Source organism: Vibrio sp. 2304, from assembly GCF_033339475.1.
In the GTDB taxonomy this organism is placed as follows: Bacteria; Pseudomonadota; Gammaproteobacteria; order Enterobacterales; family Vibrionaceae; genus Vibrio; species Vibrio alginolyticus.
In genome coordinates this window covers 41425-65299 of sequence record NZ_JAWOUQ010000011.1, presented here as the reverse complement: position 1 = coordinate 65299, position 23875 = coordinate 41425, and the positions used below count along the sequence as shown (strand labels likewise).

The 23875-nt window shown below is 45.8% G+C and carries 22 protein-coding genes and 1 other RNA gene; 4 read left to right on the top strand and 19 right to left on the bottom strand.

The window, feature by feature from the left end:
- Positions 1-15: 15 nt before the first annotated feature.
- From ftsA to rsmI, 14 genes are all read right to left on the bottom strand, one after another.
- Entirely contained in the window at positions 16-1278 is a 1263-nt protein-coding gene (gene ftsA / locus R7P64_RS18845) for a cell division protein FtsA (RefSeq protein WP_005372946.1), read from the bottom strand.
- A complete protein-coding gene (locus tag R7P64_RS18840) occupies positions 1271-2053 on the bottom strand; it encodes a cell division protein FtsQ/DivIB (RefSeq protein ID WP_025768409.1) in 783 nt (260 codons plus the stop codon). The genes ftsA and R7P64_RS18840 overlap by 8 nt, the downstream gene beginning before the upstream one ends.
- 192 nt (positions 2054-2245) lie before the next feature.
- Positions 2246-3703: a UDP-N-acetylmuramate--L-alanine ligase gene (murC, locus tag R7P64_RS18835; protein WP_005387395.1), complete on the bottom strand. Its 1458-nt coding sequence runs from the start codon at positions 3701-3703 to the stop codon at positions 2246-2248.
- Positions 3704-3726: 23 nt separating this feature from the next.
- Positions 3727-4794 carry an undecaprenyldiphospho-muramoylpentapeptide beta-N-acetylglucosaminyltransferase gene (gene murG, locus R7P64_RS18830; RefSeq protein WP_213972921.1) on the bottom strand — a complete coding sequence of 356 codons (1068 nt, stop codon included), beginning with the start codon at positions 4792-4794 and terminating at the stop codon, positions 3727-3729.
- Positions 4781-5977, bottom strand: coding sequence for a cell division protein FtsW (ftsW, locus tag R7P64_RS18825; RefSeq protein WP_005372933.1), 1197 nt, complete (start codon positions 5975-5977; stop codon positions 4781-4783). The genes murG and ftsW overlap by 14 nt, the downstream gene beginning before the upstream one ends.
- Before the next feature lie 18 nt (positions 5978-5995).
- Complete coding sequence (gene murD, locus R7P64_RS18820) at positions 5996-7309, bottom strand: UDP-N-acetylmuramoyl-L-alanine--D-glutamate ligase (RefSeq protein WP_213972922.1); 1314 nt, start codon at positions 7307-7309, stop codon at positions 5996-5998.
- Positions 7310-7348: 39 nt separating this feature from the next.
- Complete coding sequence (mraY, locus tag R7P64_RS18815) at positions 7349-8431, bottom strand: phospho-N-acetylmuramoyl-pentapeptide-transferase (protein ID WP_005372931.1); 1083 nt, start codon at positions 8429-8431, stop codon at positions 7349-7351.
- Positions 8431-9795, bottom strand: coding sequence for a UDP-N-acetylmuramoyl-tripeptide--D-alanyl-D-alanine ligase (locus R7P64_RS18810; protein ID WP_318123817.1), 1365 nt, complete (start codon positions 9793-9795; stop codon positions 8431-8433). Before R7P64_RS18810 ends, mraY begins: the two co-directional genes overlap by 1 nt.
- Positions 9792-11273 carry a UDP-N-acetylmuramoyl-L-alanyl-D-glutamate--2,6-diaminopimelate ligase gene (murE, locus tag R7P64_RS18805; RefSeq protein ID WP_239938443.1) on the bottom strand — a complete coding sequence of 494 codons (1482 nt, stop codon included), beginning with the start codon at positions 11271-11273 and terminating at the stop codon, positions 9792-9794. Before murE ends, R7P64_RS18810 begins: the two co-directional genes overlap by 4 nt.
- A 62-nt stretch (positions 11274-11335) precedes the next feature.
- Positions 11336-13129: a penicillin-binding transpeptidase domain-containing protein gene (locus tag R7P64_RS18800; protein ID WP_086046525.1), complete on the bottom strand. Its 1794-nt coding sequence runs from the start codon at positions 13127-13129 to the stop codon at positions 11336-11338.
- The gene (gene ftsL, locus R7P64_RS18795; RefSeq protein ID WP_005387405.1) at positions 13126-13443 is read right to left on the bottom strand and encodes a cell division protein FtsL; all 318 of its coding nucleotides are present in this window, start codon (positions 13441-13443) and stop codon (positions 13126-13128) included. Before ftsL ends, R7P64_RS18800 begins: the two co-directional genes overlap by 4 nt.
- A 5-nt stretch (positions 13444-13448) precedes the next feature.
- Positions 13449-14399, bottom strand: a complete 951-nt coding sequence (gene rsmH / locus R7P64_RS18790) for a 16S rRNA (cytosine(1402)-N(4))-methyltransferase RsmH (RefSeq protein WP_005372918.1) — start codon at positions 14397-14399, stop codon at positions 13449-13451.
- Between the two features lie 175 nt (positions 14400-14574).
- Positions 14575-15005: RNase P RNA component class A (gene rnpB, locus R7P64_RS18785), an RNA gene on the bottom strand.
- A 167-nt stretch (positions 15006-15172) separates the two neighbouring features.
- The gene (rsmI, locus tag R7P64_RS18780; RefSeq protein ID WP_005372907.1) at positions 15173-16036 is read right to left on the bottom strand and encodes a 16S rRNA (cytidine(1402)-2'-O)-methyltransferase; all 864 of its coding nucleotides are present in this window, start codon (positions 16034-16036) and stop codon (positions 15173-15175) included.
- Positions 16037-16104: 68 nt separating this feature from the next.
- Between rsmI and R7P64_RS18775 the strand changes: the two genes are divergently transcribed.
- Genes R7P64_RS18775 through R7P64_RS18760 form a run of 4 tightly spaced genes read left to right on the top strand, consistent with a single transcriptional unit; the run spans position 16105 to position 19555 of the window.
- Complete coding sequence (locus R7P64_RS18775; protein WP_318123815.1) at positions 16105-17916, top strand: penicillin-binding protein activator; 1812 nt, start codon at positions 16105-16107, stop codon at positions 17914-17916.
- Complete coding sequence (locus R7P64_RS18770; protein ID WP_005372903.1) at positions 17903-18271, top strand: YraN family protein; 369 nt, start codon at positions 17903-17905, stop codon at positions 18269-18271. Before R7P64_RS18775 ends, R7P64_RS18770 begins: the two co-directional genes overlap by 14 nt.
- Positions 18272-18274: 3 nt before the next feature.
- Positions 18275-18865 carry a phosphoheptose isomerase gene (locus R7P64_RS18765; protein ID WP_005372901.1) on the top strand — a complete coding sequence of 197 codons (591 nt, stop codon included), beginning with the start codon at positions 18275-18277 and terminating at the stop codon, positions 18863-18865.
- 21 nt (positions 18866-18886) lie between these two features.
- A complete protein-coding gene (locus R7P64_RS18760; protein WP_017633609.1) occupies positions 18887-19555 on the top strand; it encodes a BON domain-containing protein in 669 nt (222 codons plus the stop codon).
- A 71-nt stretch (positions 19556-19626) separates the two neighbouring features.
- On the opposite strand, the gene sspB is transcribed toward R7P64_RS18760, so the two are convergent.
- From sspB to petA, 5 genes are all read right to left on the bottom strand, one after another.
- Positions 19627-20112, bottom strand: coding sequence for a ClpXP protease specificity-enhancing factor (gene sspB / locus R7P64_RS18755; RefSeq protein WP_005387408.1), 486 nt, complete (start codon positions 20110-20112; stop codon positions 19627-19629).
- Positions 20113-20129: 17 nt separating this feature from the next.
- Positions 20130-20765: a stringent starvation protein SspA gene (gene sspA, locus R7P64_RS18750; RefSeq protein WP_005372897.1), complete on the bottom strand. Its 636-nt coding sequence runs from the start codon at positions 20763-20765 to the stop codon at positions 20130-20132.
- A 96-nt stretch (positions 20766-20861) separates the two neighbouring features.
- Positions 20862-21599, bottom strand: coding sequence for a cytochrome c1 (locus R7P64_RS18745; protein WP_005372881.1), 738 nt, complete (start codon positions 21597-21599; stop codon positions 20862-20864).
- Positions 21596-22861 (bottom strand): cytochrome b, encoded by a 1266-nt coding sequence (locus R7P64_RS18740; RefSeq protein WP_005372880.1) that lies wholly within the window; start codon positions 22859-22861, stop codon positions 21596-21598. The genes R7P64_RS18745 and R7P64_RS18740 overlap by 4 nt, the downstream gene beginning before the upstream one ends.
- Positions 22861-23451, bottom strand: a complete 591-nt coding sequence (gene petA, locus R7P64_RS18735) for a ubiquinol-cytochrome c reductase iron-sulfur subunit (RefSeq protein ID WP_005372877.1) — start codon at positions 23449-23451, stop codon at positions 22861-22863. The genes R7P64_RS18740 and petA overlap by 1 nt, the downstream gene beginning before the upstream one ends.
- Positions 23452-23875 lie beyond the last annotated feature (424 nt).

Genomic DNA, 23875 nt, shown 5'->3' with positions numbered 1-23875 from the left:
ATCCTGCAACTCAGGTTAAAACTCTTTTTGTATCCAGTTACGCAATTTATCGAAAAAGCCAGTTACAGATGAGCGTTTAGGTTCATTATAATCGCTATCGTCGCTAGACTGCATGTCTCTTGCGTAATGAAGTAATCCAACTGCCGTAGAATGGTACGGCTCTTTTACATAGTCAGTTAATCCGCTGACTTCGAGCGGTTTGCCGACCCTTACTTGATTGCGGAATACGCGTTCCGCACATTCTACCACTCCGTCCATTTGCGCAGCACCGCCAGTGAGTACAACTCCCGCAGCCAGATGGTGCTTGATACCCTCTTCGCGCAATTTTGCTTGTACAGAGTCGATAGTTTGGTTAACCAGTCCCATAAGCTCAGAGTAGCGTGGCTCAATCACTTCTGACAACGTTTGACGTTGCAGGCTACGTGATGGTCGTCCACCTACGCTTGGTACATTAACCGTGTCATCCTTACTGACCAGTTCACTCAAAGCACAGCCATATTTGACTTTTATTTCTTCAGCATCGCTCACTGGCGTGCCAAAAGCAAAAGCAATATCACTGGTTACAGCATTTCCTGCGTACGAAAATACTTCTGTGTGACGTAACGCACCGCCAGTCCAGATGGCCACATCCATCGTGCCGGCGCCAATATCAACCACACAAACTCCAAGCTCTCTTTCATCCTCGGTGATTACTGCATTGCTAGCAGCAAGCCCAGAAAATACGAGTTGTTCTACTTTAAGGCCGCAGCGTTCTACCGCCTTAATAATGTTGCGTGCCATGTCATTATGGCATGAGATAAGGTGGACACTCACTTCCATTCTTACCCCAGATAAACCAAGCGGATTTTTGATTCCCTCTTGGTAATCAATGGTGAACTCTTGCGGGATCACATGAAGAATTCGCTGTTCATCACCGATTTTAATCGATTTTGCGGTATGGATAGCGCGATCCATGTCTTCTTGAGACACCTCTTCATCAGAAATCGTGCCCATACCTTTTTCAATTCGGCTTGCGATATGCTTACCAGACAACGAAATGAAGACTCGGCTGATCTGGCACTCTGCCATTAATTCAGCTTGATCAATTGCACGTTGTACTGATTTTACAACCGACTCCAAATCATTCACGCCACCTTTATCCATGCCGCGTGAGGGGCTACTACCTGCGCCAATAATATTAATTTGACCGTCTGGTAAAACCTCACCCACTAGAGCCGATACGGTTGCAGTGCCTATATCAAGACCAACAATAATGTTGTCATCAGCGGCCTTAGTCATCTGTACTCTCTTCTAACTCTTGTTCAGGAAACCAACCAACTGCGGCTCCTGTATCGTACCTAAGATCGATATAACTGATTCTTTGCGTGTCACTGCCAAGCTTGTTATAGAGCTTAAAAAAGCGCTCTATACGCTCAAGAAGAGACTCTTTACCGAGCTCTAATCGAATACCGTTATCAAGGATGATTTGCCAAGCTCGTCGCTCGTTTAATACCAGAGACGATATCGCTAAACCCAATTGCTGAAACTTAGGACTCAAATCACGGTAAGTCTGTAAGACTTCCGGCCCGCTATCTTTGGGTCCGTACAGCTTCACTTTTTCTTCTTGCAACAGAGCAACATCTCCATCAAAAACGAACCCGTTTTTATCTAACAGTTCGTTGCCATTCCAAATGGCTTCTGGTTGATGCTCCGTCAAAAAAACTTTTACTGTATCCGGCCACTGCTTTCGGATTGCGGCATGCGCTACCCATGGCAGAGCTTCGACACTTTGCTGTAATACATCAATATCCTGGGACATAAATGTACCGATGTGATCAATTCGACTAAATGCAGCCTGCACATCGTCAGCTTGGACATACTCCAGTTTCCCCTGAAGTACTATTTTGGAGAGAGGTAACCTTTGGTCATCCCACATCCAACTGATCGCCGCGTACAAAACAGAACTAATTAAAGTCACAACCACAACGAAAAATAACGCACCCAAGATTTTTTCTTGGCGACCAGGGTTGTTACCCGTATTTGGTCGCTCGTCATTCAGTGCAATATTCAACAACGTCTTCGTTTCCTGACTTTTGTCGTGTACTTTTTACCCATATAATTACGCAGAGGTAAAAGTCTTGACTTTAACCTTGGGATTATACTGAGCTCTTGTAAACTATCAAACACTGATAGCAATAAATCACAATGATATTGACGCAAAATCGAGATCTGAGTCTTTATCTGTCCTTCGCATCAACAATATGTGTCAGCCAAGCATCTTGTTTATATTCAATTTAAGACCTGCCAGCTGTTTCGCCACTTTACCAATATCACCCGCACCTTGCGTTAAGATTAGGTCGCCGTCTTGTATAACGTTAGCTAAAACTGAAGGTAATTGCTCGATTTCTGGAACAAAAATCGGGTCTACCTTGCCTCGGCTGCGAATTGTGCGACATAAAGCGCGCCCATCAGCACCTGCAATCGGCTTTTCACCCGCTGCGTAAACATCCAGCATGATCAATACATCCACCTGTTCAAGCACATTCGCGAAATCATCGTATAAATCACGAGTACGGCTATAACGGTGCGGTTGGAAAATCATCACCAAACGCTTGTCTTGCCAACCACTGCGTGCTGCATTAATGGTTACATCCACTTCTGTTGGATGATGGCCGTAGTCATCAACAAGCATTGCATGGCCGTTGCCAGTATCAAACTCGCCAAGGTGATCAAAACGTCTTCCCGTACCTTGCGTACCAGCCATTGCCTTTAGGATCGCATCGTCTTCAATGTCATCTTCAGTAGCAACCGCAATCGCAGCAGACGCATTCAATGCATTGTGACGACCTGGAATATTCAGCGTGATATCTAAGTTAGCTCGCCCTTTACGTACTACCGTAAATTTGCCTTGCTGCCCCTCTTGACGATAATCTTCAATACGTACGTCGGCATCTTCAGAAAAACCGTAAGTTATCACTTGACGACTAATACGTGGGATTAACTCTCGAACCACAGGATCATCAATGCAAACAATTGCTTGGCCGTAAAACGGTAGATTATGAAGGAAATCGATGAAGGTTTGCTTTAAGGTTTCAAAGTCACCACCATAGGTATCCATATGATCGGCTTCGATATTGGTAACAATGCTCACCATTGGTTGCAAGTGCAGGAATGACGCGTCACTTTCATCTGCCTCTGCAATTAGAATACGACTCGAGCCTAGACGCGCATTTGTACCTGCGCTTTTCACCAAACCGCCATTCACAAACGTTGGATCAAGACCGGCTTCAGAATAGATTTGAGTGACAAGAGCGGTCGTCGTGGTTTTACCGTGTGTACCCGCAACGGCAATACCGTGACGGAATCGCATCAATTCAGCCAACATCTCTGCGCGGCGTACAATAGGGATGCGTAATTCACGTGCCGCCATCACTTCTGGGTTTTCTTCGTTGATCGCCGTTGACACAACAACCACACTTGCTTTTTCTACATTACTGGCTTGATGACCAATAAATACCGTCGCACCTTTTGATACCAAACGCTCTGTCACAGCGTTCTCTGATAGATCAGAACCTGTGATTTGGTAGCCTTCGTTCAACAGCACTTCTGCAATGCCGCTCATGCCCGCACCACCAATACCGATGAAGTGGATGGATTTCACGCGGCGCATCTCTGGCACCATTGCGCGAATCTGAGCTAAGTCTTGTGTATGTTGGATTGTCATCAATTCTATTCTCAATAATTCGGTTAACGCTTTTCGGTCAAAGCGACAATGGCTTGTGCGACAACTCGGTCAGCATTCAATTTTGCAGCGCCACGCGCTTGCTCAGCCATTGTAAGTAAAGCTTGGCGATCCAATTGTTGGATCTGCTGAGTCAGAGACTCAACGGTTAAATCTGGTTGTTCAATCATTTTCGCCGCGCCGCAATCCACCAAGTGGTCTGCATTAAGTGCTTGCTGGCGGTCTTTGTGCATGAATGGAACAAAAATAGCGCCTACACCTGCCGCCGAGACTTCAGAAACAGTTAACGCTCCAGAGCGACAAACTAAAAGGTCAGCCCATGCGTAAGCTTGTGCCACGTCATCAATGAATTCCATTACTTCTGCATTTACCACACCTTTAGCTTGGTATGCTGCATTCACGTCTTCGGCGGCACCTTTGCCCGCTTGATGACGAATACAGTAATCTTCGCCCAATTTCGACATCACTTCTGGCAGAGTTTGGTTAAGAATACGTGCGCCTTGGCTGCCACCCATCACCAAAATGCGAATTGGACCTTGGCGCTCTTGCATGCGCTCAGTTGGCGCTGCTAATTGAGTCACGTCTTCACGAACTGGGTTCCCAACCACTTCGGCATTTGGAAAAGCGCCTGGGAAAGCCTGAAAAACCTTCTTAGCGATTTTCGATAACCATTGGTTCGTTAAACCTGCTACTGCATTTTGTTCATGCAGAACAACAGGAATACCACTCATCCAAGCGGCAATACCACCCGGGCCGCTAACATAACCGCCCATACCAAGCACTGCGTCTGGCTGCCAGCGTTTCATGTGACCACGAGCCTGCATAATGGCATTGATAATTTGAAATGGAGCTGCAAGAAGACGTTTAACGCCTTGACCTCGTAACCCTTTCACTTTGATAAAGTCGATTTCAATGCCATGTTTTGGCACCAAATCCGCTTCCATTCGATCCGCCGTACCTAACCAACGGATCTCCCAACCTTGTTCTTGAAGCTGTTTTGCTACCGCCAAACCTGGGAATACGTGACCGCCAGTACCACCAGCCATCACCATCAAACGTTTATTTTGTTTCATTAGCTTGTTGTTCTGATTGTTGTTGCTCGCGTTTCAAGCGGCATTCGTAATCGATACGCAGTAATATGGACACTGCGACGGACATAATTATTAGACTAGAACCACCATAACTGATGAGTGGGAGTGTTAAACCTTTAGTTGGAACAATACCGGCGGCAGCTCCAACATTAACCAAGGTTTGAAACGCAAACCAAATACCAATTCCGAAAGCAAGATAACCACCGAACATTTCGCCTTCTTCAAATGCACGCTTTCCGATGTAAACCGCTTTTAGCACCAAGCTAAAAATCAGCATTAAGACCAACACTACGCCCACGAAACCAAGCTCTTCAGCAAGTACGGCAAACACAAAGTCGGTATGTGCTTCCGGTAGATATTCCAGTTTTTGAATTGAATTACCGAGACCTTGACCGAACCATTCACCACGACCAAACGCCATCAAAGACTGAGTCAACTGATAGCCACTGCCAAATGGGTCTTCCCACGGGTCAAGGAAGGAGGTTACACGTCGCATACGGTATGGCTCGACGAGAATCAAACCAACGACAGCACCGATACCTGCCACCATCAAGGCGAGAAACTGGGTTAGTTTTGCACCTGCGATAAAAAGCATGCCAAACAGCGTGACCAGCATCACGACGACCGTCCCCAAGTCTGGCTGACCAAGTAGTAATACTGCGAAGAAGGCAAACACCATTATTGGCTTCATAAAGCCACCAAAGAACGTTTGTCGTACTTCGTCTTGCTTTCGAACTAAGTAACCAGACATGAAGATAAACAGCGATAGCTTCGCGACTTCCGCTGGCTGAAGGTTAAACAGCCCAAGGGGAATCCAACGAGACGCACCATTAACCGATTTACCCGCCAAGAGCACGATGATCAACAGTGCGAAAGAAGCCCAAAGTAAGTAATGGCTCTTCTTAAACCACTCTTGCAAAGGCACTTGCAAAATAACAGCGGAGGTCCCTAATGCCAGCACGAGAAACGTCGCATGACGAAACATAAAGTGGAACGGCTGTTCCGTTAATCGAGAGCTGATTGGAAATGATGCAGAGGTTACCATGACCAAACCAGTCAACATCAAACCCAGTGCAATCCACACTAACTGACGATCAAACATCGCCTCTGGGGCTGGATGCTTGAGCCAATTGCCAATACTGCGTTTAACGTTACCTAAACCCACGAAGTGTGTAACCTTTAATTATGCATATTTCTGAGCAAGAGCAGCGAAAGCATCACCTCTTGCCATAAAGTTGTCGAATTGATCAAAGCTAGCACATGCAGGAGACAGCATCACCATATCACCTGGTTTTAACTGCGAAGATACTTGTTGAATCACATCTTCCATAGTGTCGAAACGTATTGCAGATTCATGCAGTGGCATAAATTCATCGCCATCAGCGCCAAAGCAACACAGTTGCAAGTTAAGCGTCGCGAAGATCGGTTTTAATGGCGAGAAGTCAGCACCTTTGCCAACACCACCAACGAGTAAGTAGAGCTTGCCTGTCGATTCCAAACCAGATAGCGCAGCCATAGTGCTGGCAATATTAGTTGCTTTAGAGTCATTCACCCATTTGACGCCTTGATTATCCGCAACCACCTGGCATCGGTGTGTCAGTCCCGTGTAATTTTTAAGTGCATTCAATGCTTTGTGATAGTTTACGTCCGCAGCTTTTAATAGCGCTAAAGCAACCAGAGCGTTAGATAAGTTGTGCTTACCAACCAACTTAAGCTCATCACTTGCGACAACTCGTTGACTGTGATCGAGCAGCCAAGTACGGTTGCCATCCACCTCGAGACCAAAGTCCTGATTGTCGCTGCCAAATGTCACCAATGGCATCTCTGCGTCTGGGAAGGTTTCTTGATCATCACGGTTCACGACTGCAAGAGCAGCATGGTTAAAAATACGCAACTTAGCTTGTCGATAGTCAGACATGCCTTGATAACGATCCATATGATCTTCAGAAAGATTCAGAAACGCAGCGGCTTTGAGCTTTAAGCTTGACGTCGTTTCTAACTGGAAGCTCGAGAGTTCGAGTACATATAGGTCTGCGTCTTGTTCTAACAAATCCAGTGCAGGCACACCGATGTTACCACCAACGCCAACATCCAAACCTGCAGCCTTAGCCATCACACCTGTGAGGTCGGTTACTGTGCTCTTACCGTTTGAGCCCGTAATCGCAATCACCGGTTTCTGCACCGCCCAAGCGAATAACTCGATATCACCTACTACTGCCGTACCTTTTGCTAATACGGCTTGGATCTCTGGTGTCGCTAGCGCAATACCAGGGTTGGTCACGATAAGATCCGCGTCAGAAAGCCAGTCTGTATTCCAACCACCACTATGCAGTTGAACACTTTCCGGCAAGCGCTCTGCACCTGGAGGGTTTACACGAGTATCAATGACTTTGACCACAAGTTGTGGCTGATTTTTTCTTAGGTGTTTAACGACAGAGAGCCCGGTAATACCGAGCCCTACGACGACAACACTATGTATGTTTTGCCAACGTTCCATATTTGATCACACTGTAAATCTTATTCTTGGAAAGTGCGATTAACGCACTTTCAATGTCGCAAGACCAATCAGAACAAGAACCATAGAAATAATCCAGAAGCGCACGATTACACGAGGTTCTGGCCAACCTTTCAATTCGTAGTGGTGGTGAATTGGTGCCATACGGAAAATGCGCTGACCACGTAATTTGTAAGAACCTACCTGTAGGATGACTGATAGCGTTTCCATCACAAATACGCCACCCATGATCACCAACACCAACTCTTGACGAACTAGAACAGCAATGGTGCCCAATGCACCGCCAAGCGCTAGTGAGCCCACATCGCCCATGAACACTTGTGCTGGGTAAGTGTTAAACCACAAGAAACCAAGGCCTGCACCGACGATTGCTGTACATACGACAACCAACTCAGAAGCATGTGGTAAGTATGGAATATGAAGGTATTCAGAGAAGTTAACGTTACCCGTCGCCCATGCAATAACCGCGAAGCCTGCAGCAACAAGAACCGTTGGCATGATTGCCAAACCGTCTAGACCATCGGTCAGGTTAACCGCGTTACTCGTACCGACAATCACAAAGTAAGTCAGGATAATGTACATCAAACCAAGTTGCGGCATGATGTCTTTAAAAAATGGCACCACGAGCTGAGTGGCTGCAGTGTCTTTACCGTAAGCGTACAATGCAAAAGCCACGACAAACGCGATCAACGATTGCCAGAAGTACTTCCAACGCGCGATCAAACCATCGGTATTTTTTCGCACCACTTTACGATAATCATCAACAAATCCGACTGCACCGTAGCCAAGCAAGACCGTCAATACCGCCCATACATATGGGTTGGATAAGTCTGTCCATAGCAAAATCGTGATTGAGATGGCCGCTAAGATCATGATACCGCCCATAGTTGGAGTACCACGCTTACTAAAGTGAGATTCAGGACCTTCGTTACGTACTACCTGACCAATTTGCAGCATTTGCAAACGCTTGATCATGATTGGTCCCATCCATAATGACAGACCTAGAGCGGTTAATACGCTTAGGATTGCTCGAAAAGACAAGTATTCAAACAATCGGAAAAAAGACAGGTATGGCTGTAGCAGCTCGGCAAGCCAAATAATCATTAATAATACTCCTTCAAAGCAGCAGCGACTTCAAACATACGTGCACCGTTCGCTCCTTTCACCAACATCGTATGGCTTTCAGGAACGGCTTGGTCTAGATGCTGCTTGATGTATTCAATTATCTCTTGGTGCGTCTCAAAATGAATGCCTTGGCAAAGATCACTGATCACCTTGGCGTCTGCACCATATGTGAGAACATGTTCAAATTTTTGTGGGGCAGCATGTTCCCCGACTTGACGATGAAGTGCAAGACTTTCCTCGCCCAATTCCGCCATATTACCTAAAATCAGCCAGCGTTGACCTGGGAAAGCGGCCAATAAATCAACTGCCGCTTTCATGGCTGGCACGCTCGCGTTGTAGCTGTCGTCAATCAATTTTATCTTTTCGCTCAGCGCTTCAACCTCGACGCGACCTTTCACTTTGTTCAAATGTTTAAGGCCAGCACGAACCTCTTCTAATGTGGCGCCCATTTGTAACGCAATAATAGAAGCAGCGATCGCATTCGCAACGTTGTGTTGACCTATAATACCCAGAGACAGTTCAATTTCTTGTGAGCTTGCTGCGATATGTAAGTCAAAGCTTGCTTCACCTGCGGCGTTCAATACGATGTTAGAAGCGAAGAAGTCTGCATCAGTATTACTTTGTGAAAAAGTAATGACTTTCTTATCTGCTAACACTTCATCCCACTTGGCTTCACCATTGCTGTCTAGGTTAACAATCGCAATACCACCAGCTGAAAGGCCTTGGTAGATTTCACCTTTGGCTTGTTTCACGCCATCGATAGAACCAAAGCCTTCAAGGTGAGCGGCTGCTACATTGTTCACTAACGCGATATCTGGTTTTACTAACTGAGTCGTGTAAGCAATTTCACCGATATGGTTAGCACCAAGCTCAATCACGGCATAATCATCATCCTGCTGTGAGCGTAATAATGTCAACGGAACACCAATATCATTATTGAAGTTACCCGCCGTGAATAGCACTTTGCCTTTCAATTGCAGGATACTCGCAACCATTTCTTTTACGGTCGTTTTACCGCAACTTCCGGTGATCGCAACGGTAGGTGTTTGGCATGCTTGATGCACCCAAGAAGCAAATTCACCCAATGCAAGTTTGGTATCCGACACCACAATTTGCGGCACATTCACATCTAAGCGTTTTTCCACGAGTAAAGCACCGGCACCTGCATCTACCGCTTGTTGGCAAAAGTTGTGCGCATCAAAGCGCTCCCCTACTAACGCCACAAATAGAGCCCCACGATCAATCGTTCGTGTATCAGTAGAAACCGCGTCAATAAGTAGATCGTCGCCGAATCGCTCGCCACGTGTGATGTCTGCAATTTGAGATAACGTTACTTTGATCATGAGGTCAATCCTAAAAGTTGCATTGCGGACTCGCGGTCGGAGTAATGAATCGTTTCGCCATTACGAATCTGATAATCTTCATGACCCTTCCCAGCTAACAAGATAATGTCGTTTGGCGAAGCATTTTCAATGGCATAAGACAGTGCTTTGAAGCGGTCATGCTGAACAATCGCTTCAGCAGGTTTTGACAGCCCAGCTAACATGTCTTTCACAATCTGAACCGGGTCTTCGCTGCGTGGGTTATCGTCAGTCAACACCACTCTGTCGCCTAGACGCTCTGCAATTTCCGCCATCATTGGGCGCTTACCTGCATCGCGATCGCCACCGCAGCCAAAAATAGCCCACAGCTGGCCTTCACAATGAACTCGTAAAGCTTGCAGCGCTTTTTCTAAAGCATCAGGAGTATGGGCATAATCAACCACGACTTTGGCACGATCCTCAGTTTGGAATAACTCCATTCGGCCGAGTACAGGTTGCAGTTGACCTGCGGTTTCGAGTAACGCTTGTTTCTCTTTACCTAAGCTTAATAAGGTCGCAAAAGCGAGCATTAAGTTGGTTGCATTAAACTCACCAATCAATGGCGCGTGCAATTCACCTGAGCCAAATTTACCATCGAACTTAATAGTAATCCCTGACTCCGCGTAACTGACTTCCGTCGCCCAAATTGCGCTTTCAAATTCAGTGTTCGGTTTGAGCGAAACAGCGACCGCATTACTTAACTGCGACGCCCATTGATGACCTACTTCATCATCAACATTGATAATGGCACGTTCACATTGGTGTTGCGTGAACAACCCAAGCTTTGCATTGGCATACTCTTCCATCGTGCCATGGTAATCAAGATGGTCACGACTTAAGTTAGTAAACACGCCCGCCGCAAATGATAATGCTTTGACACGACCTTGCGTCAGGCCATGGGAAGATACTTCTAGCGCGGTGTATGTGGCTTGTTGATTTGCGAGAGAGGAGAGCGTTTTCTGAATTTCAACGGCATTCCCCGTTGTATTCGCAGCTTGTTGCAAGTTATTGAGGAAGCCATTTCCTGTTGTTCCCATTACCGCCGCTTTATGATCAAGCAGTTCTAGCCATTGCGCTATTAACTGGGTAATGGTGGTTTTGCCGTTGGTGCCGGTGACACCAATCAAATCCATATCAGGGTAAGCATAGATCTTTCCAGCAATTGCGGATAAACGTTGGTCCAACCTATCAATGTAAATGACGGGAACATCATCAATGATTTCCACCGTACCATGTGTTTTGACATCGCAGGCTTGCGCCAGGGCTGCATTTGCACCTTGCTCAATTGCAGAGGCAATGAATTTACGCCCATCCACAACATGGCCAATCACTGCTACAAACGTGGTTCCAGGTTGAACTCTTCGGCTGTCGAGCTCCAATTCAGAAACAAGAACGGACGATAAGCTAGGGCAATCCACCCAAGGGGAAAGCAGCACGTCCATACTGATGGCTTTAGTCATATTTGTTCTCCGAGCTTTGGCTCAGGTTTTCTTAATTTTGTTTGCTCAGTAAACCACAGGGCTTACTGTTGGAATTTGTTTTCGTCAGGTGCAACATTGAGTATTTGTAGCGCGCCTTTCATGATTTCAGAGAAGACAGGAGACGCTACCGAACCACCATAATAGTCATCGCCTTGAGGCTCATTTACGATCACTACTAAAGCAATTCGCGGATCGCTAACCGGAGCAAGCCCAGCCGTGTAGGTGATGTACTCATCGCTGTACCCACCAGCAGAAGCTTTACGTGATGTACCCGTTTTCGCTCCCACTCGATAACCAGGAACTGCCGCTCTGCGAGCCGAGCCCCCTTTTTGAGTTACGGTTTCCAACATGTCTAATACTTGACGCGCATACTTCGCACTCACCACTTGACGTGACATGTCATGATCATTGCTTTCAATAATATGAATAGGCTCGTATTTGCCAAGGTTTCCAAGCGTCGCATAAGCATGGGCTAGCTGGATTGGTGTAATTGATAGACCGTAACCAAACGCAATCGTGGCGCGCTCAATTGGCGACCAACGAGTTCGTGTAGGAAAAATACCCGTCACTTCCCCAACTAGGTTTAGGCCAGAAAGCTCACCAAAACCCACTGAACTGTACAGCCCAAGAAGCGCCTCTACCGGCATTTGCATTGCTAGCTTCGTCACACCGATATTACTCGACTTTTTAAGGATCGTGGTCAAGCTCGCTTTGCCTACGCGAGAGACATCTCTGACTCGACTACCACCTAAGCGTAGGACACCATTACCGGTATCTACGATGGTATCTTTATCGGCTATCCCATTTTCTAAGGCGGCTAAAATAACGAAAGGCTTAATGGTCGAACCGGGCTCCATTGAGTCCGTGATCACTCGGTTACGCATTTGATAGCTTTGCCAATCGCTACGATTGTTAGGGTTGTAAGAAGGAGCATTAACCATGGCCAATACGGCGCCCGTTTTTACATCCAACATGACAACAGAACCTGAAGTAGCGCGGTGGTCCGCAACGGCTTGCTTAATCGCACGATACGCAATCGCCTGTAGGCGCTGATCGATGGTTAGCTGAAGTGATTTACCTTCTTGCTTGTCTTGCCAAGCAATGTTTTCCACAACACGACCATAGCGATCTTTACGAATAGTTTTCTTACCCGCCGCGCCAGTGAGCCACTCATCGTAGCTACGCTCCACACCTTCTAGGCCATGCCCGTCAATGCCTGTTACACCGACTAAGTGAGCACTAACCTCACCTGCAGGATAATAACGACGAGATTCCGACTTAAGGCCAACACCTGGCAGCTTTAGCTCACGAATATAGTTCGCCATGGCCGGACTGACCTGGCGCTGCAAGTATATAAAGCGACGTTTTTCATTGCGCTTAATTTTGTCTATTAACCCTTGTCGGTCAATACCAAGAACATCCGCTAATGCATGCCAACTTTTGGTCTGGCTTAACGCGTTTTCTTTAAATATAGTGGCAGGATCTGCCCAAACCGCCTCAACCGGCACACTGACAGCAAGCGGCTCACCATTTCGATCCGAAATAATACCGCGAGCAGAAGGAATGGATTTAACACGAACCGAACGTAGGTCACCTTGTTTAATCAGGTTATCTGGCTCAATGATTTGGATGTAGGCTACGCGTGCCACCAAAAGGGCAAATGCACAAAAAACAAAAAACAGTAATAGATGGAAGCGCCAACGAATCAAGAAAGATTCTTCGACCGCCACTTTCACTGCTTTGTTATCGGTTTTCTTATCCCCCGTAGCCGCTTTCTCTTTTGCTACAGGTTTACGCTTATTGGCTTGTTTCGTGTTGGATTTTTTTCTAATCATTTGAGCGTGACAACCACTTCTTTATCGCCATCAGGTCGTTTCATTTCAAGTTCTTTTTTGGCAAGGTCTTGAACACGACTGTGTTCCGCGAGGGCAGTTTCTTCCAACATTAAGTTACGCCATTCGCTATCTAACCGTTCTCGTTCAACCAACGTGTGATCTTTCTCAGTGATCGCTTGACGCGCATGGTGGGTAGCAAATACCACTCCCATTGCCGATGCCACGATCAATAGCAACAACAGTAATGGCCAGCGACCAACAGTGAGGAGATCTGTTGCAATCAACTTAGCAAGATTAGGAGTGGGTTTCGTCATAATAATTAAAGCTTTTCCGCAATTCTTAACACAGAGCTGCGCGAGCGAGGGTTCATTTCAATTTCTTGTTTGCTTGGCTTGATCGCTTTGCTCACCGCTTTCATATTCGCACTACCAAGAGCACGAATTTGCTCTTCCGTCATTGGAATACCGTGTGGCACTTCAGGCCCTTTGCTCTCTTTACGGATAAAACGTTTGACCATACGATCTTCCAGAGAGTGGAAGCTAATCACAGATAAACGGCCTTCAGGAGCCAGAATGCTCGCCGCGCCTTTAAGTGCCGTATCAATTTCTTCTAACTCACTGTTGATGTAAATACGAAAAGCCTGGAAAGCACGAGTCGCAGGGTGTTTTTTCTCTTTAAAACTTTTCGGTGCGGCATCTGAAATCAATTTTGCCAGCTGACCTGTGCGAACCATTGGCTCATTTTCTTCATCTTCACGGTAGGCAACAATCGCTTTTGCAATACGGCGCGCATGTTTATCTTCCCCAAACTCGCGAATGACCCAAGTGATATCATCGAGGTCTGCTTCCATCAACCATTGAGATACTGGAACACCTGATGTCGGGTCCATACGCATATCTAGCGGACCGTCTTTCATAAAGCTAAAGCCACGCTCTGCGTCGTCTAACTGAGGAGAAGAAACGCCTAAATCCAGCAGAACACCATCCACTTTTCCAACTAGCCCATACTCTTCAGCATACTCAGCAATACCAGAAAATGGGCCATGAATAATGGTGAAGCGAGGGTCATTGATTTTGCCTGCCTCAGCGATCGCTTGAGGGTCACGGTCGATACTGTACAGTCGGCCATTTTCACCGAGTTTAGATAGAATTGTCCGGCTGTGACCGCCACGGCCAAATGTTCCATCAATATAGACGCCGTCTGGTTTGATAGCTAAGCCATCAATGGATTCATTTAATAACACGGAAATATGTTGGAAGGTTTCGGTCATAGCTTTCTCGTTGAATGATCTTGAAGCGATTCTTTAGTGTACTGATTTCCTACATCATCGCCACCACAAGTCTAAAGTTAGACGTGATTTACGCCAAGTTTATTGGTAATGACATAGTTTGCGTCAATTAAATGCAAAAAACCCATCACTACCGAAGTAGAGATGGGTCTCGAATAGGTGGAGCCGACACATAAGCCGGGTTCTGTTCCGCTTGCGCGGCGGTAGCCATTCGTCTAGGCCAGCAATCACTCACTGGCTCGAGCAACCTACCCGCCTCCTTACGCGAGCAACGCAATGTGGAGGCCTATTTGGTCTTGCTTCAGGTGGAGTTTACCCTGCTACGAACTATTGCTAGTCGTCCGGTGCGCTCTTACCGCACCCTTTCACCCTTACCTGTACCCTTACGGGCCATCGGCGGTCTTCTCTCTGCTGCACTTGTCGTAGGCTTGCGCCCCCCAGGCGTTACCTGGCACCTTGCTCTATGAAGCCCGGACTTTCCTCCCCTTTGTCAGTCTCCCGAAGGACGTCAACGTCAGTCTCCCAAAGGGACTTCGACGTCAGTCTCCCGAAGGACATCAACAAAGCAGCGACTACCCAGTCAGCTCCGAGGGCGGATTGTATAGAGTTCTCACTTCAGAGTCTAGTTAGATCACAGATATGATGAAATGAATGCACTAAGTGATGACTTTTTAGTCAACGTGCCAAAAATAGATAATAAAAAGGCCGATGCCTAAACATCAGCCCTCATTGACCATTTATCTCGCTAGCGGCACTTAGTCTAAGTTTTCTAAGCCCCATTTATATAGCGCATTCTTCTTCAAGTTATGTATTTCTGCCACCAAAGCAGCTGCTTTTTTCAAAGGCAGCTCTTTGGTCAAAATCCCTAACGTGCGTAAAGCATCTTCAGGTAGTGAGTCGTCTGTTGTTTCACGATGGCCATGTACCAACAATACCATTTCACCACGCTGTTGGTTATCGTCACTTTTCACCCATTCAATCAGCTCACCTAACGGCATGCCTTGAATGGTTTCAAAGGTTTTTGTTAGCTCTCTTGCCAACACAACTTCTCTATCTGGGCCAAGAACGTCTAACATGTCTTGTAGAGAGTCTAAAATACGGTGCGGTGACTCGTAAAAAATACACGTACGCTCTACCGAAGCAATCTCTAGGAATTTATCCTTACGACCTTTGCTTTTCGGTGGTAAAAAACCTTCGAAGCTAAAGCGATCCGATGGCAAGCCAGAGGCACTTAACGCCGTAATGACCGCACAGGCACCTGGAAGAGGCACAACTCTAACGCCCGCTTGACGACATTTTGTCACCAAATGGTATCCTGGGTCGCTGATAAGTGGCGTACCAGCGTCAGAAACTAATGCGATAGACTGACCGGAAAGCAGCTTTTCTACCAAAACTTGTGCTTTTTGCTGCTCATTGTGGTCATGTAGAGCAAAAGTTTTGGTTTGAATATTGAAGTGAGACAGTAATTTGCCCGTATGTCGAGTATCCTCAGCGGCAATGATGTCCACAGTCGACAGAATTTCGATAGCACGTTGGGTGATATCCGCTAAATTTCCGATTGGAGTCGGTACGATATAGAGAGTTGGCCCCTCATTCGGCAACTTATTTTTATCTGTCATTTGTTTACCATCACTTCAACGATTAATATAGAGACAATTTTGTACAAAATTATAGAGAACTCACGGCAATGATTAACCATAAGAGACTCAGTGTACCACGCATACTTACTCCTGTTGCACTAGCAATTACGCTCGCCGCCTGTTCTTCAGGTCCAAGACAGCCTGATGGCGTTGATGTAACACTTGAGCCTACTCAGTCTGTTCAGAACTATATGATCCAAGCTGATAGCACGGAAGGCAGTTTACAAAATGACTGGTTGATCATGGCAACCAAAGCCGCGATTCAAGCAAACCAGTTTGATCAAGCAGAAATGTTGATCAAGCGCCTGGCTCGTCAGCATTTAACCGAAGTTCAGCAAGCAGAGTGGCAACTAGCGCGTGCGACCATACAGCAAAAACAGGGTAATTACTCTCAGTTGCTGCAATTGTTGAATTTTAAACCTTGGTGGAAGTTGCCAAATGAGCAATGGAAAGACTATTACTTGATGCGTGCCGACGCTTATCAAGGTCTTAACCAAGCGTTTGAGGCAAACCGCCAACTGGTTGCATTTGGTCAATATGCATCGTCCGCGGAGCAGAGAGAGATTTCTAGCCGTATTTGGATGAACTTTGGCAGCTACTCCGAGTACGAACTGACCTCATTAGAAACAGAGCCAAATGAAGATGTTTTAGATGGTTGGCTACAACTCGCTATTTATGCGAAAACGCTGTCGGGCAACTTATCCCAACTAAAAAATACCCTAGAACGCTGGTTAAACGAGAACCCATCTCACCCAGCCGCTATCTACACACCAGAAGAGATTCAAAACATTCTCTCTCTAGACATTGTTAAACCAAACAACACCGCTTTGTTACTGCCGCTTACTGGTAAATTCTCGCCACAAGCGCAATTAATTCGTGATGGTTTTGTGTTTGCGATGATGAATGATCGTAACCGTGATCCAAGCGCTACCCTCACGGTAATAGACACTAATGCGTATAACGCCGACCAAATTAAACAACGTTTGATCAATGAAAACATCGATTTTGTTGTTGGTCCTCTAGAAAAAGAGAACGTTGAGCTATTGCACACAACCATGGATGGCTCAGAAAATGGTCCTACGATTCCAGCCCTTGCGCTAAATATTCCCGAAGATGTGCAACCAGATAGCAATATTTGCTACTTGGCATTATCACCGGAACAAGAAGCCGCACAAGCAGCGAAACACTTGTTCAGCGAAGGCTATAACTTCCCTCTGATTCTGGCACCAAAGGGCAGCTTTGGTGAACGTGTAACTGAAGCGTTCAACAAAGAGTGGCGCAAGTACAGCTCTAATAAAGTCGCAGCAAGTTATTTTGGTGACAAGCGCCAACTTCAAAAAGACATCAATGAAGTATTTGGTCTGCAAGAAAGCAAACAACGTATTGCTCAGATGCAATCACTAATGCGTATCAAGCTTGAAACACAGCCACGTAGCCGTCGTGATGTCGATGCGGTTTATATTGTTGCTAGAAGCACGGAACTGACTTTGATTAAGCCGTTTATTGAGGTAGCGATTAATCCAGACGCCAAAGCGCCACAAATTTTCTCTAGCTCGCGTAGCAACAGTGGCGGCGCGACTTACGAAGATCTAACAGGCATCATCTACAGCGATATTCCATTGCTGATTGACCCAGACCCTAGCGTGACCGCTGAAATGAACGAGTTGTGGTCAGAGCAATCTAACATGGAAAAACGTTTGAAAGCACTGGGTATGGATGCGTATAAATTGATTGGGGAGCTGCCACAAATGAAGGTCGTTCCGGGCTACTCAGTTGGCGGCCAAACCGGTATTTTAAGTATCGACAATAATTGTGTTGTACAGCGTGAGCTAAGCTGGGCTGAGCGTGGGGCTCTTTAGCAAGCGCCAAATCGGAAATCAATATGAAGCTCTGGCGAAGCAGTATTTACAACGCCAGGGCTTAAACTTTATTGAACAAAATTTTCTGACTAAGGTCGGTGAGATTGATTTAATCTTCCAACAAGGTGAAACTATTGTGTTTGTTGAAGTCAAATACCGTAAGAACAATCACTTTGGCTCGGCAGCAGAAATGGTGACGCACGCTAAAATGCGCAAGCTAGTCAAAACCGCACAAGTTTGGCTTAGCCAACAAAAGCGCTTAAAACACAATATCGATTATCGATTTGATGTCATCGCCATTCATGATAATGGTCGAGATATCAACTGGATAGAAAACGCAATCTCTGAAGGATAAGCGATGCTAGACAGCATTAAAGACAGCTTTACAGAAAGTATTCAAATTCAAATCGCAGCAGCAGAGGCGCTGCCTGATGCCATTACTCATGCAGCTCAAGCGATGGTGTCGAGCCTGCTTAATGGCAATAAAATTTTATGTTGTGGTAATGGCGGCAGTGCTTCAAACGCTCAACAATTTGTTTCTTGTCTTTTAAACCGTTTTGAAACTGAGCGCCCTAGCCTACCAGCAATGGCCTTAACCGCCGATAATACCACCCTAACCGCAGTGGCCAACGATTACCACTACCAGGAAATCTTCTCAAAACAGGTACGAGCGTTTGGTCAACCAGGCGACATTTTGCTTGCCATGTCGACTAGCGGTAACAGTAAAAATATTATCAAAGCGATGGAAGCAGCCGTAACTCGAGACATGACGATTATCGCGCTAACAGGAAAAGATGGCGGAGAGATGGCAGGACTGCTCGGTGAGAACGACGTCGAAATTCGTATTCCATCACACCGCACTGCACGTATTCACGAAGTACATATGGTAACACTCCATTGCCTTTGTGATCTTATTGACCAGGTGCTTTTCCCTGCTCACGAAGAGTAACCAAGACTGAGAGTCAGAATTATGATACGTAGCCTTGTTATCTTATTAACAGCATTGAGTTTAAGTGGTTGCGCAGGTTTGTTTATCGCAGGTGCAGCAACCACAGCGAATATTGTCACGGACACACGCACGACAAAACAAATCTGGCAGGACAATAACATTGAATTCGAAGTTGCGGCGATCGGCAATAAAGCACCGTTTAAAGGTGAAGTACGTGTCGTTGCCAGTTCATATAATGGGACTGTAGTCCTTATGGGACAAGCTCCGACACAAGACCTTATCCTTGCTTTAGAGCGAAGGGCTCGAGAAGTTAGTGGTGTAAAAGTCATACACAATCAAATCAAACAAAAAGAGCCACTCACTGTTACCCAGATTAGCAATGACAGCTGGATCACAACCAAAGTAAAGTCAGCTTTGCTTACTGATTCTGAGCTTAATGGTGTTAAGGTTAAAGTGATCACCGAAGATGGCGACGTTTTTCTGTTTGGTTATGTCACGCCAGAGCAAGGCGATCGAGCGACAGAAATCGCGCGTAATATCTCAGGCGTAAAACAAGTCATTAAAGGGTTCCAATACGGCGAAATGGAGCCTGTTGAAGTAGACTTACCGAGTGACGGTGTACAAACAATAGAAAGTGAGGCAAGTACAGAAAGTGAAGAGAACGTCGAAGTCTTTACGATTAGTGAGTAATTTCCAAAGTCTGGCTTGAAATCATCTTCAACAAGTTAAAAAGAAAAAAGCAGCGTTACGCTGCTTTTTTATTATTTAATCACTCTTAAGCTTGGTTTGCCTTTTGGTCGAGGAGCATCGTCCTCTTCGGCATCTGAATCAGAAACTAACTCAGAAGGCTCATCGCTAACCGTTGTGAACGATGGGGATGATTCTTCCTCGGTCATCGCTTCTTCTTCGATGTGAGTGTACGCTTCTTCTGGTTCAAACATAGTACCAGCACCATTCTCACGTGCATAAATAGCTTGAACAGCATACACAGGCACAATCACTGAGTGCGGACGACCGCTAAAGCGAGCATGGAAGGTAATCGCATCATTACCTAACTCAAGATTACCCACTGCACGTGGCGCAATATTCAAAATAATTTGACCATCTTGAATAAATTCAACCGGGACACGCACCCCTGGCATTGTTGCATCCACAACCAAGTGAGGAGTCAAGTCATTGTCTACTAACCAGTCGTAAAATGCGCGAAGCATATACGGGCGGCGAGCAGTCATTTTTGCAATATCCATAACGTGTTTTAAATCGCTTAACGAACTAGGCGCATTTCACGTTCAGCTTCAGTCAAAGAAGCAAGGAACGAATCACGTTCAAATACGCGGTTCATGTATACCTTGATTTCTTTTGAACCAGGGCCAACAAGATCGATACCAAGTTGAGGCAAACGCCACAATAGTGGAGCTAGGTAACAATCGATCAAGCTGAATTCTTCGCTCATGAAGTACTCATATTCAGCAAAAATTGGCGCTAACGTCAGAAGATCATTACGCAGCTTTGTGCGTGCTTTTTCTGATTCTTCCGCATTACCTTTCATCACTTTTTCAGCGAGTGAATACCAGTTGCGTTCGATACGGTACATCATCAAGCGGCTGTTGCCACGAGCAACAGGGTAAACCGGCATTAGAGGTGGATGAGGGAAACGCTCGTCCAAGTACTCCATGATGATTTTTGAATCGTAAAGAGCTAGCTCACGGTCAACAAGAGTTGGCACTGATTTATATGGGTTTAGCTCAACAAGCTCAGCAGGAAGGTTTGCTTCGTCAACAAGCTCAACTTCAACACTTACGCCTTTTTCAGCTAGTACAATGCGAACCTGATGGCTATACAAATCTGATGCACTTGAGAAAAGAGTCATCACAGAACGTTTATTGGCAGCTACAGCCATGGAGCCCTCCAGTACACTTACAAATAAAAACAATGGAGGCTAAGCCTCCATTGTACATCAATTAAAATTGGGAATTAGCACGGTATTTTAGCACAATTAATGCACATCGCGCCAATACTCTTTCTTGAGCATCACAACAACGATGGTTAGAAGCACTAAGAAGCCCATTACCCACCAGCCTAGAGCGTGACGCTCAAGCTGCACTGGGTCACCTGAATAAACTAAGAAGTTAACGAGATCGCCAACCGCTTTGTCATATTCGCCTTCACTCAGCTCACCCGTGCCATCGGTTTCAGTACCAACAACAACTTGTACTTCTTCGCCATCTACGATTTTCGTATCGTAAATCGGCGTCGGGATGCCCTGTAGCTCTTCAAGCACATGCGGCATACCAACACTCGGGAAGACGATATTGTTCACGCCGAATGGACGAGATGGATCAACATAGAAAGAGCGTAAGTAAGTGTATAACCAATCAGCACCACGAACTCGTGCAACCAACGTAAGATCTGGTGGTGGAGCACCAAACCAGTTTGCAGCTTGCTTCGGTGGCATAGCATTGACCATTAGATCACCGATTTTCGCTTCAGGATTGAAAATCAGGTTTTCTTTCATTAAGTCTGTTGGAATTTCCAAGTCTGTTGCTACACGCTCGTAACGCTGGTATTGCGTAGAGTGACAAGCAAAACAGTAGTTCATGAACAACTTCGCGCCGTTTTGTAGCGAAGCTTTATCCGTAAGGTCAACATTCGCTTTATCCAGCGGAACATTGGCCCCAGCTGCCATCGCTAGTGATGGCAACATAGCAAATAGAATTACAATCCACTTCTTCATTTGAATGTCACCCTCTCTGGTAATGGTTTGGTTGCTTCATTTTTGCTGTAGAAGAACAGCAACACAAAGAACATGAAGTAACACAAGCTAAAGATCTGAGATAGTAGTGTGTACGTTGGTGTTGCAGGTAACGCACCTAAAATACCCAGAGCGATAAAGGCGATAGTGAACTGTACAATATTCAATAGATGAAGTTTGCTACGGTAACGGTATGAACGAACTTTACAACGATCCAACCAAGGTAGAACAAACAGCACTGCAATTGACGCACCCATTAGGATAACACCTAATAGTTTGTCTGGAACCGCGCGTAAGATTGCGTAGAACGGCGTGAAGTACCATACCGGAGCAATATGCTCTGGTGTCTTCAGTGGGTTTGCAGCTTCAAAGTTAGGCGGCTCAAGGAAGTACCCACCCATTTCTGGGTTAAAGAACAGCACGTAACAGAAGAAGAACAAGAAACCAGCGACACCAACCAAGTCCTTAACCGTGCCGTACGGATGGAAAGGAATCGAATCAATGATGTCATATTTCTTCGTGTAGTAATCGTGGAACTTGAATTGCGTTTTGTAATCGTCGCCCATTGAGCCTTTTGGCAGCTTAGTTTCGATACCATCCGGGTTGTTTGAGCCTACTTCGTGCAGCGCCAATACGTGCAAAACAACAAGAAGAAGCAAAACGATAGGCAGGGCAATAACGTGTAGTGCGAAGAAACGGTTTAGCGTTGCACCAGAGATGATGTAGTCACCACGAATCCAAAGCGTTAGGTCATCACCGATAACAGGAATAGCACCAAACAGGGAAATGATTACCTGCGCACCCCAGTATGACATCTGACCCCATGGAAGTAGGTAACCCATGAACGCTTCAGCCATGAGAACAAGGAAGATCAACATACCGAAGATCCACAACAGTTCACGAGGTTTTTGGTATGAACCGTAGATCAAACCACGGAACATGTGAAGATACACAACAACAAAAAACGCTGACGCGCCAGTGGAATGCATGTAACGCAGAAGCCAACCGTACTCTACATCACGCATAATGTATTCGATAGACGCAAATGCACCGTCACCTGAAGGAACATAGTTCATCGTTAGCCAAATACCCGTTAGGATTTGGTTAACAAGAACCAGCATCGCCAGAGAACCGAAAAGGTACCAAAAGTTGAAGTTCTTAGGCATTGGGTATTCAGACAAATGCTTTTTATAAGCATTCATTGCAGGAATACGCTTTTCAACCCAATCTAACATTGCTTGCATTATGCATCTCCCTCATCAACACCCACAATGAGCTTGGTATCGCTCAAATACATGTGCTTAGGAACGACAAGGTTCAACGGAGCAGGTACTCCTTGGAACACTCGACCAGCCATGTCGAACTTAGAACCATGACAAGGACAGAAGAAGCCAGATCTTACGCCCTGCACCTGCTCTGAGAAAGAGTCAGGTAGATAGGTTGGTGAACAACCTAAGTGGGTACAGAAACCAACTGCGACGAAAAACTCTTCCTTAATCGAACGAAACTCATTCTGAGCGTACTCAGGCTGCTGCTCCATTTCAGATTGTGGATCGCGAAGCTTATCACCGATCGATTTTAAGTTATCCAGAACGCTTTGAGTGCGGCGAACAATCCATACAGGTTTTCCCTGCCACTCAACACGAACCAGCTGACCTGGTTCAATTTTACTTATATCCACTTCCACCGGTGCGCCCGCCGCTTTGGCTTTAGCACTCGGATTCCATGATTTGATAAAAGGCACGGCGACGGCGACTGCCCCTAACCCACCAACAACTGCCGTTGTAGCGGTTAGAAAACGCCTGCGACCGTTATTTAAAGGCGCGTTGCTCATCCAAACATTCTCCCATTTGCTCCCTTTGGATCGTTATTATTCCGCTTATAAGAGCATGGCTAACAAATAATGAATTTAGTTCTATTTATTGGAGGGAAATGATAAAGAAAACCCTACTTTTTGACAAGATAAAGCTACCTTTTTGTAACATTTGTGAGGCAAATCGCTCGCGTCGTCACAAAAGCGGCAGAATTATAAAAAATTGATGTGATTTGTAACAAGAAAGCACCACATAGAAGCCCCGCTGAAAGCGGATAAAACCTTTTATCTTGGTAGTTTTCAGTTAATTACACAGAGAAATATTTCGTATTACGCGTTCAGCTTGCTGTGTTTATATTTTCAATTTTGTAGCACGCAGAATGCTCAAAAAGGAGCGTAAGTCATTTTAAAACATGTTACAGGGAGAATAAGATACAAAGACATT